The organism is Kineothrix sp. MSJ-39 (assembly GCF_018917935.1).
Taxonomy (GTDB): domain Bacteria; phylum Bacillota; class Clostridia; order Lachnospirales; family Lachnospiraceae; genus CAG-194.
The window spans coordinates 12484-26081 of record NZ_JAHLPN010000016.1; the positions used below are offsets into that span (position 1 = coordinate 12484).

At 45.1% G+C, this 13598-nt stretch carries 12 protein-coding genes; 11 read left to right on the top strand and 1 reads right to left on the bottom strand.

Features of this window, described 5'->3' with window-relative positions:
• The first annotated feature begins 10 nt into the window (after positions 1–10).
• The 4 genes from KQI22_RS10360 to KQI22_RS10375 all read left to right on the top strand — a co-directional run bounded on the left by KQI22_RS10360 (position 11) and on the right by KQI22_RS10375 (position 4464).
• Positions 11–2209, top strand: coding sequence for a GH25 family lysozyme (locus tag KQI22_RS10360; protein WP_216552034.1), 2199 nt, complete (start codon positions 11–13; stop codon positions 2207–2209).
• A gap of 27 nt (positions 2210–2236) precedes the next feature.
• On the top strand, positions 2237–3181 hold the full coding sequence (locus KQI22_RS10365; RefSeq protein WP_216552036.1) for a GTP-binding protein: 945 nt from the start codon (positions 2237–2239) through the stop codon (positions 3179–3181).
• Positions 3178–3681: a transcription elongation factor GreA gene (greA, locus tag KQI22_RS10370; RefSeq protein ID WP_216552038.1), complete on the top strand. Its 504-nt coding sequence runs from the start codon at positions 3178–3180 to the stop codon at positions 3679–3681. The genes KQI22_RS10365 and greA overlap by 4 nt, the downstream gene beginning before the upstream one ends.
• 66 nt (positions 3682–3747) lie before the next feature.
• Positions 3748–4464 carry a LysM peptidoglycan-binding domain-containing protein gene (locus tag KQI22_RS10375; protein ID WP_216552039.1) on the top strand — a complete coding sequence of 239 codons (717 nt, stop codon included), beginning with the start codon at positions 3748–3750 and terminating at the stop codon, positions 4462–4464.
• 64 nt (positions 4465–4528) lie between these two features.
• On the opposite strand, the gene KQI22_RS10380 is transcribed toward KQI22_RS10375, so the two are convergent.
• Entirely contained in the window at positions 4529–5536 is a 1008-nt protein-coding gene (locus KQI22_RS10380; protein ID WP_216552041.1) for an ABC transporter substrate-binding protein, read from the bottom strand.
• Positions 5537–5680: 144 nt separating this feature from the next.
• Between KQI22_RS10380 and KQI22_RS10385 the strand changes: the two genes are divergently transcribed.
• From KQI22_RS10385 to KQI22_RS10415, 7 genes are all read left to right on the top strand, one after another.
• Positions 5681–6568, top strand: coding sequence for an EamA family transporter (locus KQI22_RS10385; protein WP_216552043.1), 888 nt, complete (start codon positions 5681–5683; stop codon positions 6566–6568).
• A gap of 41 nt (positions 6569–6609) precedes the next feature.
• Positions 6610–8985 (top strand): ATP-dependent helicase, encoded by a 2376-nt coding sequence (locus KQI22_RS10390; protein ID WP_216552045.1) that lies wholly within the window; start codon positions 6610–6612, stop codon positions 8983–8985.
• A 127-nt stretch (positions 8986–9112) separates the two neighbouring features.
• A complete protein-coding gene (locus KQI22_RS10395; protein ID WP_216552047.1) occupies positions 9113–9397 on the top strand; it encodes a DUF4366 domain-containing protein in 285 nt (94 codons plus the stop codon).
• Positions 9398–9496: 99 nt separating this feature from the next.
• The gene (gene rlmD, locus KQI22_RS10400; protein ID WP_216552049.1) at positions 9497–10897 is read left to right on the top strand and encodes a 23S rRNA (uracil(1939)-C(5))-methyltransferase RlmD; all 1401 of its coding nucleotides are present in this window, start codon (positions 9497–9499) and stop codon (positions 10895–10897) included.
• A 179-nt stretch (positions 10898–11076) separates the two neighbouring features.
• On the top strand, positions 11077–11439 hold the full coding sequence (locus tag KQI22_RS10405) for a helix-turn-helix domain-containing protein (RefSeq protein ID WP_216552051.1): 363 nt from the start codon (positions 11077–11079) through the stop codon (positions 11437–11439).
• A gap of 81 nt (positions 11440–11520) precedes the next feature.
• A complete protein-coding gene (locus KQI22_RS10410; RefSeq protein WP_216552120.1) occupies positions 11521–12477 on the top strand; it encodes a PD-(D/E)XK nuclease family transposase in 957 nt (318 codons plus the stop codon).
• Positions 12478–12925: 448 nt separating this feature from the next.
• Positions 12926–13540: a zinc ribbon domain-containing protein gene (locus KQI22_RS10415; protein WP_216552053.1), complete on the top strand. Its 615-nt coding sequence runs from the start codon at positions 12926–12928 to the stop codon at positions 13538–13540.
• Positions 13541–13598 lie beyond the last annotated feature (58 nt).

A 13598-nucleotide genomic window follows, 5' to 3' on the forward strand; every position in this document is an offset into this window, starting at 1 on the left:
CAGAGGGTATATGGCAGAGAATTTTGTAATCGTGATCGATCCGGGACATGGTGGCAGCAATGAAGGGCTGAACTATGACGGATTTCTGGAAAAGGATATGAACCTTGTGACAGCAAAGGCAATGCAGGAGCTGTTGCAGCAGTATGATAATACAGAGGTTTACATAACAAATCCAGACAAGAAGGATATGTCCCTGAAAGAGCGGGCAGAATATGCAAAAAGTGTGGAGGCAGATGTTATGGTCAGCCTCCATTTTAATATGTCGGAAAATCACACAATGTACGGATCAGAGGTGTGGATCCCCAGCACAGGGCTGGCAAATGCGAAGATGCATGCACTGGGAGATATCATCCTGTCGCAGCTTTCGGAGCATGGTCTGACGATCCGCGGTGTCAAGACCAGATTAAATGACAGAGGAACAGATTATTATGGGATCATCCGGGAATCGGCGGCGCTGGATCTGCCGTGTATTCTGGTGGAGCATGCCTATGCGGATCATGCTATGGACCGGGCTTATATGGACAGCCCCGAGGACTGGCAGGAAATGGGACGTCTGGATGCGACGGCGGTTGCAAAATATTACGGACTCGTCAGTACTTCTCTTGGAAATGACTATTCCGCATATGTGAAAAACGGATACAGAGCACCGGAAGCAGCCGTTTCCCACGATACGACAGAGCCGGAAACAGCGGTGCTTACATGGATGGGAACGGAAGGGGATGCACAGCTTTATGCACTGACCGGAGCAGATGCGCAGAGCCGCCTTGTCTATTATGATTACAGCACGGACGGTGGAAAGACATGGTCGGAGCTGCTTCCGTTTGATGAGGCGGGAACGGAGCTCAGGATCATGGGACAGACGCCGGAGCAGGAGATTTGTGCACGGCTGTATAACGGATATTTCCTGTTTACCCAGACAAACAGCGTTACCAGAACGGCAGAAGAACTGGGAATAAAGGCGCAGACAGAGAATACGGTGGATGCAAATGCAGCAGGACAGGAGAATGTGCAGGAGACAGAACAGGGAAGCTTGGAGAGCAGCACGCAGGAGCTCGCTGCAGGCGGGAAAAATCCGGGCAGCAGTCTTCCTGTTCTCGGAATGGGTGCGTTATTATTTGCAGCTCTTTTCTTTGCCGGTTCTATTTTTATGGGACGCAGGAAAAAACGCCTGGCAGAGCGCGCAGGCATGGTGCTGGGCTGTCTCTTTTTACTGACAGCGGTCGGTCTGACACTTGGAGCTGTGGCGGCGCGGCAAAACCGGAGCGTGCAGACAGAGGTGATGCTGACAGAGCAGAATGCGGCTGCAGGTTATGATAAAGGGCAGTCAGCCTCAGAACAAGGCTCGCAGCAGGCGGAACAGAAAGCAGCCGAGGAAAAGGCGCAGAAGCAGGCAGAAGAGCAGCAGGCATGGATCGCGGCAGAAAAAGAAAAACAGATCCCTTATGTTTCAGATATGGAAAAGGAAGCACAGACGACGGTGGTCTATGATATTGCAGAAGGCTATCTGCGCGTACCACTTCTGGCAGATGTTCCACAAAATCCATATACGTTGTCTGCCTTTTCGGGAGAAGATCTGACAAAGCGGTATGAGGCGCAGGGCTACCAGACCATGCTTGGCATCGACGTTTCCAAATTTCAGGGCAATATTGACTGGGAACAGGTAAAAAATGCAGGGATCTCTTATGTGATGCTGCGGATCGGGCTAAGAGGCTATGGCAGTGGAAAGCTTTTGCTGGATGAGCGGTTTTATGAAAATCTGAAGGGGGCAAAGGCGCAGGGACTGAAAACAGGTGTTTATTTCTTTTCCGCAGCAATTTCCGAAGAGGAAGCAATAGAAGAGGCGGCATTTGTCCTGCAGGCGATCGAAGGGCAGGAGATGGAGATGCCGATCGTATTTGACACAGAACCGATCCTCTATGATACGGCAAGAACGGATGACCTGACAGGAAAGGATCTCACAAAGATCACAGCGGTATTTTGCGACGCTGTGCAGGCAGCAGGGTATCAGCCGATGGTCTATGCCAATGCAAAGCGGCTGACAACAGTTTTATATTTGGAGGAGCTGACAGCTTATCCGCTCTGGCTGGCAGATTATCGGATGCAGCCTGATTTTCCTTATGCATTTACCATGTGGCAGTTTACGGAATCGGGAAATGTTCCCGGTATCGAAGGGGCGGTAGATATTGATTTATATCTCTATCAAGAGTAAAATCGAATCGAAAAGGATGTGAATACGATGGTAAAAGTGGATCTGATCACCGGCTTTTTAGGAAGCGGAAAGTCAACTTTTTTAAAGAAATATGCGTCTTATCTGATCGGAAAGGGCGAGCATATCTGTATATTGGAAAATGATTTCGGCGCAGTGAATGTCGATATGCTGCTGATGCAGGATCTTTTGGGCGAGCACTGTGATCTGGAAATGGTGGCTGGCGGCTGTGATAAGGACTGCCACAAACGCCGGTTTAAAACAAAGCTGATCTCCATGGGGATGCGGGGCTTTGACAGAGTGCTGATCGAGCCGTCCGGTATTTTCGATGTGGATGAATTTTTTGATACTTTGCGGGAAGAACCGCTGGATCAGTGGTATGAGATTGGCAATGTGATCGCTGTGGTAGATGCGAAACTGCCGGATGAAATGTCTGAAAATGCTGATTATCTGCTGGCTTCCGAGGTCGCAGGTGCAGGCGTTATCTTATTCAGTAAGGTGCAGGAAGCGACGGAGCAGGAGATCGAAAGGACAAAAGCACATATCGGGCGTGCCATGCAGCGGATCAAATGCGGCAGACAGCTTGCAGATGTGATGATCTGTAAAGATTGGGCAACGCTTTCAGAGGAAGATTACCAAAAGATCATGGCAAGCGGTTATAAACCGGCGGATCATGTGAAGCTGTCCGGGGAACAGGACGGGTTCCAGTCGGTGTATTTCCTGAATCTGGGCATGACAGAAGAGAAGATGCGACAGACAGTATCTGCGGTATTACAGGATGCAGAATGCGGAAAGATCTTCCGTGTGAAGGGCTTTATCCGTAAGGAGGATAAATGGCTGGAGCTGAATGCGATGCAGGATGCCATGACCGTAAAAGAAGTGGAAAAAGGACAGGAGGTTCTGATCGTGATCGGCGAAGAGCTGAATGAAGAGAAGATCAGGACATATTTCGGGCAGAAGGAGCTGACATTATGAGAGACCAGTTGACACAGTCTGATATTGATAAAATGCAGCAGGAGATCGATTACCGGAAGCTGGTAAAAAGACCGGAGCTTTTGGAAGCGGTAAAAGAAACAAGAGCGCATGGAGATCTGAGTGAAAATTTTGAATACCATGCTGCCAAAAAAGAAAAGAATAAAAATGAGAGCAGGATCCGTTATCTGGAGCGTATGATCAAAACAGCACAGGTCATTTCCGATGACTCCAAGGCAGACGAAGTTGGCATGAACAATACGGTAACTGTCTATGTGGAAGAGGATGACTGCGAGGAAACATACCGTATCGTGACGACAGTAAGAAGCAATTCACTGGAGAATCTGATCAGCATTGAGTCACCGATGGGAAAAGCACTGATGGGACATAAGGTCGGTGACCGGATCGAGATCAAGGTCAGTGACAAATACAGCTATTTTGTTGTGATCCGTAAGATCGACAAGACAAACGATGATTCGGCGGACAAGATCAGAAGCTATTAGAGGTGCACATACGCCGCCTGATTTTCATATACTGATAGGGAATGATAACAACCTATGGAGGCAGTTATGAAGTGTCAGATGACGGTACATGAGATCCAAAGAGGAGATACCCTGTATACGCTGGCAAAGCAGTACAGGACAACGGTTCCGCTCATCCTGCTTGCAAATCCGGGCGTCAATCCCTATAACCTGCAGGTGGGAGATAAGCTGAATATCTGTGAAGGAAAACGTTTTGAAGATAAAAAGGCGATGGATGAGCTGCAGATCGTGAGTGATTTTAACAGAGTGGTCTATCAGTATCTGGGCTTTCTGCAGTTGTATCTGGCTTCCCTCGGCAGCGAGGATACCAGACCGGAGCAGAGCCTGGAACATCTTCTGGAAATACCGGGAGAGCTTGCAACCATTTACAGTGCGTTTTATCCTGTCAGCATGACGAGCCGGTTAAGTCAGTTGCTTTCTGCTTACACGGAGGATCTTGCCAACTATGGCAGGGCAGTTTATACAGGAGAGCGGCAGAATATCGGTGCACTCAGAGAGGCACTGGATCAGCAGGCACAGGCACTGGGCGATTTTATGACAGCGCAGAATGATAAATACATCAGCCCGCAGATCTCCGATTTCCTGAAAAGCTTAAACGGAGCGGTTGAGGAAGCTGCTACGCAGAGAAGAGAAGGCGATATCGGAAAGGAACTGACGGTATATCACCAGATGGGGGACGAAGGCACATTGTTTGCCAGAGTGCTCGCAGATGGGATCATAGAACAGTTTTATAAAGAAGGATAAAAGAAAAAGACAGAGATCAGAAGCAGTTCTGATCTCTGTCTTTTATTAGAAAACAGTAGGCTGATTATTTTTTCGCTTCTTCTGCGAATTTGGTTGTAACAAGATCTTCATAGTTTACATAATCTGATAACTGCCCTGCATCGATCAGAATATCTTCCAGCAGTGTGAAGCTGTCCTGCTGCAGGATCAGATCTGTTTTCCAGGTATCCTGGCTGTAGTAGCGGCTGATGATCGTTTCCAGTGTTGCCTCGTCTGTTTCCTTAAACTGCGGCTTGATCACTTTGGCGATCTCTTCCGGGGTGTGACCTGCAACATAATCCATGCCCTTTTGCAGTGCATTGGTGAATTTCTGGATCGTATCTGCATTTTTGTTTACATAACTTTTCTTTGCGGAGAAGCAGGTATAAGGAACATACCCGGAATCCACACCGAGGGAAGCGACTACATGATAGCCTGCATCCATAGATTCAAGTGCGGTAGCAGATGGCTCAAATTCTACGGTATAATCGCCTTTGCCGCCACTGAAGGCAGCAGCAGTGGAACCAAAGTCGATGCTCTGGTCGATCGTCAGATCCTTTGCCGGATCAATGCCGTTTTTCTTCAGAATGTATTCAAAGACCATTTCAGGCATACCGCCTGCGCGTCCGCCAAGAACTGTTTTTCCTTTCAGATCCTGCCAGGAGAAGTCACTGTCATCCCTTGCGACCATAAAGTTACCTGCACGCTGTGTCAACTGTGCAAAGTTGATCACAGGGTCATCGGTTTCACCCAGATATGTGTAGATCGTGGATTCCGGTCCCATAAAGCCGATATCCGCTTCACCGGACAAAACGGCGGTCATTGTTTTGTCTGCACCAAAGCCCGTTACCAGTGTCAGATCAATGCCTTCCTCTGCAAAATAGCCTTCTTCGATCGCCACATACATAGGCGCGTAGAAGATGGAATGGGCTACTTCATTCAGAACGACTTTTTCTCCGGCGTCTTTTTCTTTCTGCCCACAGCCTGTCAGAGAAAGTGTGACAAGTGCCGTCAGCAGGAGCAAACAGATGCTGCGTTTCTTTTTTCTGTTCATAATCGTATCCTCCCTTTTTTTGATGGGCAACAGCCCTCTTTATAAAATATGAAAGATTCCGCATGGCGTGACAAAATGAAAACTATTTGCAAGACAGAGGAAAGTATGATACGTTATCCGAGGAAAATCGGGAGAATATTGTTTATGTGGATGTTATTAGTTTTAAATTACGGCGTTTTAAAAGGTACAAGAGAGATCGTTAAAAAGAAATCATTGCAGAGAAGCAGTGTCATGGAAGTGCTGTTTTTCTATACCCTGTTTGCCTTTTTATTTGTATGCCCGGATGTCAAAAATGCGGTGCAGATGGATATGCATTTCCTGCCTGCGGTGGCATTTAAGTCTTTTATCATTTTTCTGGCATGGATGTGCAGCTTTAAAGCCATCAAGAAAATGCCAATCAGTCTGTACGGGCTTTTAGATCTGTCACGTGTGCTGTTTGCCACGCTGCTGGCGGTGATCGTGCAGCATGAGGTGCTGTCCGGGAATCAGATCATTGGGTTGTTACTTGTCTGTGTCGGACTTTTGATGCTGAAAAGACCGAAATGGCTTACTTTTCAAAACATACGGAGAAAAAAGCCGGAAAGTAATTCTGTGCAGGAAGAGGAGCATGTACCGGTCATTTTAGTCCTGTTTGCACTGGCTTCCTGTATGCTGAATGCGGTATCGGGACTTCTGGATAAAATACTGACAAAGGATATTACGAGTGCACAATTGCAGTTCTGGTATATGCTGTTTCTGGTGCTGTATTATCTGGTTTACATAATAATTGCAAAAGAGAAGATCCACGTGAAGGAGTCATTGAAAAATCCATGGATCTGGCTGCTTGCTATTTTGTTTGTCATTGCAGACCGGTCACTTTTTCTGGCAAATGCAAACCCGGAAAGCCGGATCAGCATTATGACACTGATCAAGCAGTCGGGCTGTATTGTGACGATCCTTGCGGGCAAGTTTATCTTCCATGAAAAAAATATCGCCTATAAACTGATTTGTGCGGCTGTCATTATTGCAGGAATTGTTGTAGCAGTGTTATAATAGGAAAGATAACGAACGTTTGTTTGAATACGGAGGAATGTATGAGCATTTACGATACATTAAATGAAAAGCAGAAGGAGGCAGTGCTGCAGACGGAAGGCCCTGTCCTGATCCTTGCCGGTGCGGGAAGCGGAAAAACAAGAGTCCTTACCCACAGGATCGCCTATCTGATCGAGGAATGTCAGGTGAGCCCATGGAACATCATGGCGATCACCTTTACCAATAAAGCAGCGCAGGAAATGCGGAACCGTGTGGATGCCCTTGTCGGGATGGGATCGGAAAGCATCTGGGTTTCCACCTTTCACTCCAGTTGTGTGCGGATCCTGCGCCGTTATGCAGACAGGATCGGTTATGATAACAACTTTACGATCTATGATACGGACGACCAGAAGACCGTAATGAAAGATGTATGCAAGCGTCTGGAGATCGACACGAAGATGCTCAAGGAGCGCACGATCTTATCTGCGATATCTTCTGCCAAGGATTCTCTGATCACACCGCAGGAATATGAAATGCATGCGTTCGGTGATTTTACCAAGCAGCGGATCGGAAAGGCTTACCGGGAATATCAGGCAGTTTTGCGGAAGAATAATGCCATGGATTTTGATGATCTGATCATGCAGACTGTGGAGCTGTTTAAGGCGTGCCCGGAGGTCTGCCAGAATTATCAGGATCGTCTGCAATATATCATGGTGGATGAGTATCAGGATACCAACACCGCACAGTTTGAACTGATCAAACTGTTGTCTGCGGCTAACCGCAATTTATGTGTGGTAGGGGATGATGACCAGTCTATTTACAAGTTCCGTGGTGCTAACATCCGCAATATATTGGATTTTGAGTCCGTATTCCCGGATGCGCATGTGATCAAGCTGGAACAGAACTACAGATCCAGCCAGAATATCCTGGATGCGGCAAATGCCGTGATCCGCAATAATGTAGGGCGAAAGGATAAAGCACTCTGGACGGATCAGGGAGCGGGAAACCGGATCCATTTCCGCCAGTTTGACATGGCTTACGAAGAAGCGGAATTTATTGCTTCCGATATCAAGAAAAAACAACGGACCGGAGAGGCCGCTTATCAGGACTGCGCGGTACTTTACCGGACAAATGCCCAGTCCCGTATGCTGGAGGAGCAGTTTGTACGGTCCGGTATTCCGTATACGATCGTAGGCGGCGTAAATTTCTATGCCCGGAAGGAGATCAAGGATCTGCTGGCTTATTTAAAGACGATCGATAACGGACGCGATGATGTGGCGGTAAAGCGTATCATCAATATCCCGAAGCGTGGGATCGGTGCGACAACGATCGCAAAGGTGCAGAATTATGCAGATGAAAATGCTTTGAGCTTTTATGATGCACTGCGGCAGGCAGAGCAGATCCCGACACTTGGCAAAAGTGCAGCCAAGATCACACCGTTTGTCAATATGATACAGGTATTCAGAAGCCGTCTGACTGTTTACGGCCTGGAAGAACTTCTGCAGGATATCATCGACACAACAGGATACATGGATCTGCTGCAGGCAGAGGGCGAGCAGGAAGAAGCGGAAAGCCGCATGGAAAACGTGGACGAACTGCTTTCCAAGGTTGTTGCGTATGAATCGGAGCATGAGGAAGCGACGCTTTCCGGTTTTCTGGAAGAAGTCGCACTTGTTGCGGATATTGACAATGTGGATGAAGAGCAGGACAGAGTGCTTCTGATGACACTACATAGTGCAAAGGGACTGGAATTTTCCCACGTTTATCTGGCAGGTATGGAGGATGGTATTTTCCCAAGCTATATGACGATCACGGCGGACGACAGCTCCGAGCTGGAGGAAGAACGCAGGCTGGCATATGTGGGTATCACAAGAGCCAAAAAGGATCTGACGATCACCGCAGCGAAACAGCGTATGGTGCGCGGCGAGACGCAGTATAATCCAATCAGCCGTTTCATCAAGGAAATCCCGGAAGAACTTTTAGACAATAAGCTGCCTGTTTATAAGAGGAGTTTCAGTGATTATGAGGACGATTCCTATGAGAAGAGCCTGTTTAAACAGAAACCGTACAGCACAGGATCGCTTTCCTTTGGGCAGGGACGGCAGGAATTCGGAAAGCCGTTCAGTAGTAAGCCGAAAGCAACTGTGAAGCCGGTCTACGTGACACCGGGCAGTCAGACAATCGCAAGATCCGCAAGCCTTCGTAAGCCTGCGGTAACACCGGAAAAGGTCAAGCCGTTTATTGCGCAGACGCCGGCAAAGCCTGCGTATGCTTCTGTACAGTATACGGTCGGGGATAAGGTGCGTCATATGAAATTCGGAGAGGGCGTTGTGCTGAAGATGGAGCCTGGACCGAAGGATACCAAGGTTACCGTCAATTTCAATGAGTATGGGCAGAAGGTCATGTATGCAACTTTCGCAAAGCTGCAGAAGATCTGATGACAGAATATTTTTACCGGACCATACAGAAAATACTGGTAGTAATGACGCAGAAAATGTGGTATACTATCTATACTTAACTGGGATGAAAATAAAGGAAATATAATATAAGAAAGGCGGAATCAATATGAACAAATTAAAGGTAGAAGACATTGCAGCAATGATCAAAGCAAATGACTTCCTGAAGAAGGAAGAAGAGGAAAAGAAATTCCCAAGAGCAATCCTCTGGGTTCTTGCAATCATCGGAGCTGTTGCAGCAGTAGCAGGTATTGCATATGCAGTATATCTGTATTTTACACCGGATTATCTGGAAGACTTTGAAGATGATTTCGATGATGACTTTGATGATGACTTTTTCGATGAAGAAGATGCTGAAAAAGTAGATGAGAAGGCAGACGAAACAGAAGAATAAATCGAAAACAAAACAGAAAACATTGAACGGGATTCCATTCCGATGGAATCCCGTTTTGTAGTGAGGCAACAAAATCAAGCGACAGCAAAAAGGAGTACTATGAAAAAGGGTGAGATCGTAGAAGGCGTGATCGAGCGCATTCAATTTCCGAATAAAGGTATCATGACCGTAGAGGATACCAAGGTTATTGTCAAAAATACAATACCGGGGCAGAAGGTAAGCTGCCGCATCACCAAAAAGAAAAAGGGCAGAGCAGAAGCAAATGTGCTGGAAATTCTGGAAAAAGCACCAGATGAGATCGCTTCTCCATGCCCGCATTTTGGAGCTTGTGGTGGCTGTAATTATCAGAACCTGCCATATGAAGCACAGCTTTCCATCAAAGAAAATCAGGTGAAGCAGATTCTTGATGAGGTTTACATAAGTCAAAATCAGGAGCCGGCTTATGTATTTGAAGGCATTAAGCCAAGCCCGATCCAGTATGGTTATCGGAATAAAATGGAGTTTTCCTTTGGAGATGCTTATAAGGATGGTCCGCTCAGCCTTGGTATGCATAAGCGTGGCAGTTTTTACGATATTGTAACAGTAGACCAGTGCCAGATCGTAGATCCCGATTTCAGGAAAGTGCTTTCCGCAGTCCTTACCTGGGGGCAGGAGAACGACATTTCGTTTTATCATCGTATGAAACAAAGCGGCTATCTGCGCCATTTGCTTGTCAGACGTGCTGTGAAAACAGGAGAGCTGATGGTGGCACTTGTCACAACAACACTGGGCACATATGATCTGCAGCCACTTGTGGATGAATTATGTAAACTTGATCTGACCGGAAAACTGGTAGGCGTTCTGCACACGTATAATGACAGTGTTGCAGATGTAGTCAAGAATGATAAGACAGAGATCTTGTACGGACAGGATTACTTTTACGAGGAATTACTGGGACTGCGTTTTAAGATCACAGAGTTTTCTTTCTTCCAGACAAACTCGCTGGGCGCAGAGGTTCTGTATGAAACAGCGCGTTCCTATATCGGATCTCTGAACGAAAACGGAGAAAAGGATAAGATCGTATTTGACCTTTACTCCGGCACCGGAACGATCGCACAGTTGATGGCGCCTGTTGCCAAAAAGGTGATCGGTGTGGAGATTGTTGAAGAAGCGGTGGAAGCTGCAAAGAAGAATGCAGAATTGAATGGTTTACATAACTGTGAATTCATTGCCGGTGATGTCTTGAAGGTCTTAGACAAGATTGAAGAAAAGCCGGATCTCATCATTTTAGATCCGCCGCGTGATGGCATTCATCCGAAGGCACTGACAAAGATCATCGATTACGGTGTAGACCGCATCGTCTATATTTCCTGCAAGCCAACAAGTCTGGCAAGAGATCTTGCTGTATTTGAGGCAAGCGGCTATAAGATGGAGAAGGCTGTGGCGGTTGATATGTTCCCCGGGACCGTGCATTGTGAAAGCATCGCGCTGCTTCAGAAGAAGAGGAAATCGGATTTATAAATGAATATAGGTAATGTGATAAGGATATTGCAAAACAGAGATGAGATTCGCAGAGCGAATCTCGTTTCTGTTTTGTAGGAGTAAATTTGATGTTGTATTTTCTGGTCATTGTATGATAATATATTCAATATGATAAATGGTGAAAGTTCAATAATGTGAATATTGAGTGAGGAATAAAAATGACAATCAGTGAACGAATCTTAAAAGTTTTGAAAGAGAGGAAAATGACACAAGCGGAGTTTGCCAAGCAGGTAGGAATTGCTCCCAGCACCATTTGCGAATGGAAAAAGAGAAAGATGAATCCCAGTGCCGATAAAATTATGGATATCTGTAGTGTATTACAGATTACACCGGAGCAGCTTCTTACCGGAAAAGGAATTGAAGAGGAAGAAGAGATTGCTGTCACAAACCCGGTGAATCATTTTACACCTTATGATATTCGATTAGTGGAAGATTATCATAGCCTTAAGGAAGAACAAAAAAAGCGACTGATAGCCTATATGGAGGCTTTAAAGAAGATAGAGCGTTTGGAGAATATGTAGACACTATTACAATTTATTTCAAGCGTAAAAATTGATTGTATAAAAGAAATGGGTAAGTTATACTATAGAGGAGGAAGACCAGTGAACACCGAATTGAAAAATGTAGTGAAAGCAACTGATAAGGATGCGCAGTATGATACGAGCGCAAAGCGCCTGTTAGGACAGAAAAGTATACTGGCACATATATTGGTAAAGGCAGTTGATGAGTTTAAGGGCATGAATCCCAAGGATGTTGTCAATTGTATTGAAGGAACCCCACATATCAGTACTATACCTGTAGAGCCCGGACTTACAAATGCAGCACATGAAAAAAATGGTGATAGACTGGTTGGTTTTAACACAGAAAATGAAGATATCAATGAAGGGCTGGTAAGATTTGATATCGTCTTTTATGTGCGTATGAAAGACGGATTGTCACAGATTATCATAAATGTGGAAGCACAGAAAGACGAGCCAACTGGATATGAAATCTTAAATCGGGCAGTCTTTTATGTAAGCAGACTGATCTCATCACAAAAAGAACGTGATTTTGAAAACTCCAGCTACGATGATATTAAGCGCGTATATTCGATTTGGGTATGTATGAACATGAACGAGAGCAGCATGAGCCATGTGCATCTCACAAAGGAAGATTTGATCGGTTCATATGAATGGAAGGGAAATCTTGATCTGCTGAATATCATAATGATTGGACTGGCAAAGAATTTGCCGGAACATGATGAAACATATGAACTGCACCGTCTACTGGGAGCATTATTATCCAAAGAACTTACAATAGATGAAAAATTAAACATAATTGGAAATGAATACGATATTCCTATTGAGGAGAACTTCAGGAAGGATGTGAGCGTTATGTGTAACTTGAGTCAGGGAATAAAAGAAGATGGTATTGCGATTGGAGAAGCAAGAAAAGAAGAAAAAATTATTCTTAATATGCATAACAATGGTTTTACTGCAGAGCAGATTGCTATGGCTACAGATAAAAACGTAGAAGAAGTGAAAGCGATTATTGCAGGGAAGGAATCTGCACTGGCATAGTTATTTTATAGTAGCAGGAAAACAGTTTTCTGTGAATAAAATGGTTAGAATCAGGCCTCCAAGTCTATAATAGATTTGGAGGTTTTCTTCTGCCCATTTTTAAAGTAATTTCCGCAACAAATAATCTATGGTACAATATCTTGGAAGTTATTATCACGGGATGAGTAGTGAATCATAGAGAAAGAACAGAGTCAGTCGTAAGCTGATTTAGCTTACATCTAAAATACAATGCAATCTTTTTCTATACAGGGATATAAGAAAGTGCATCTCAATTACCCTATCGACACATTGTGAAAGCATCGCGCTGCTTGTTAAAAAGTGATGAGGTTTTTGATACATGGAGGCATAATGGAGAGAAAATAATTTAGAAAGCATTTAGAAACTATCCTCTTGATGTTTAACTGCATTTTGTATCATAAAGGCAGAAGACGGAAGGAGGTAGTAGAAAATGGATCAAATAAAAGGAAAACTGACAAAAATGAATCCACGAAAGGGATTCTGCAATCTGATCCTCTGTGCTGTTATTTTCTGTATCATTGCAGGAGTGGGAACGATAGCAAAGTTTGGAAGCCGGATATCGGAAATAAGGCAGCAGATACAGACGGTGGAGAATACCAGTGAGGAACAGGGACAGAATCTGGTGCGGGAAAAAGACGGAGAGAACAAAGAGCATCAGAAAGACCATGAAATTGATTGGGAAAACATAGTTACACTGCAGACCAGTGATTATGTATTTATAGGATGTCTGATAGCCGTGTTCTGGATCATTCTTGGTATTTACTGGTTATATACAACCGCATATGTTGTTTCAAAATCATGGGAAGTGGGCGCAAATGCGTGGATATTTGGTGTACTTACGCTGATAACCAATCTGTTTGGTGTGGCATGCTTATGGCTCTATATAAAACTGCATCATATATGTCCGAAGTGTGGAAAATTGCAGCCAAGAAAAGCCAATAACTGTGCTTTTTGCGGAGCAGCGATTTATGTGAAGTGCCCGGACTGTGCAAGCAGGATATCCGTGAAAGATACCTATTGTAATGGCTGCGGTAGAAAAATGTAATAGTGCTTGACAAATAAACGACCGTTTACTATATTAAAGTAAACGGTCGTTTATTTAA

Excerpts from the sequence above, each read along its gene's own strand:
- KQI22_RS10365 (WP_216552036.1), top strand. The coding sequence starts at position 2,237 with ATGGTAAAAGTGGATCTGATCACCGGCTTTTTAGGAAGCGGAAAGTCA.
- KQI22_RS10405 (WP_216552051.1), top strand. The coding sequence starts at position 11,077 with ATGACAATCAGTGAACGAATCTTAAAAGTTTTGAAAGAGAGGAAAATG.
- rlmD (WP_216552049.1), top strand. The coding sequence starts at position 9,497 with ATGAAAAAGGGTGAGATCGTAGAAGGCGTGATCGAGCGCATTCAATTT.
- greA (WP_216552038.1), top strand. The coding sequence starts at position 3,178 with ATGAGAGACCAGTTGACACAGTCTGATATTGATAAAATGCAGCAGGAG.
- KQI22_RS10390 (WP_216552045.1), top strand. The coding sequence starts at position 6,610 with ATGAGCATTTACGATACATTAAATGAAAAGCAGAAGGAGGCAGTGCTG.
- KQI22_RS10360 (WP_216552034.1), top strand. The coding sequence starts at position 11 with ATGGCAGAGAATTTTGTAATCGTGATCGATCCGGGACATGGTGGCAGC.
- KQI22_RS10385 (WP_216552043.1), top strand. The coding sequence starts at position 5,681 with ATGTGGATGTTATTAGTTTTAAATTACGGCGTTTTAAAAGGTACAAGA.
- KQI22_RS10380 (WP_216552041.1), bottom strand. The coding sequence starts at position 5,536 with ATGAACAGAAAAAAGAAACGCAGCATCTGTTTGCTCCTGCTGACGGCA.
- KQI22_RS10395 (WP_216552047.1), top strand. The coding sequence starts at position 9,113 with ATGAACAAATTAAAGGTAGAAGACATTGCAGCAATGATCAAAGCAAAT.
- KQI22_RS10375 (WP_216552039.1), top strand. The coding sequence starts at position 3,748 with ATGAAGTGTCAGATGACGGTACATGAGATCCAAAGAGGAGATACCCTG.
- KQI22_RS10415 (WP_216552053.1), top strand. The coding sequence starts at position 12,926 with ATGGATCAAATAAAAGGAAAACTGACAAAAATGAATCCACGAAAGGGA.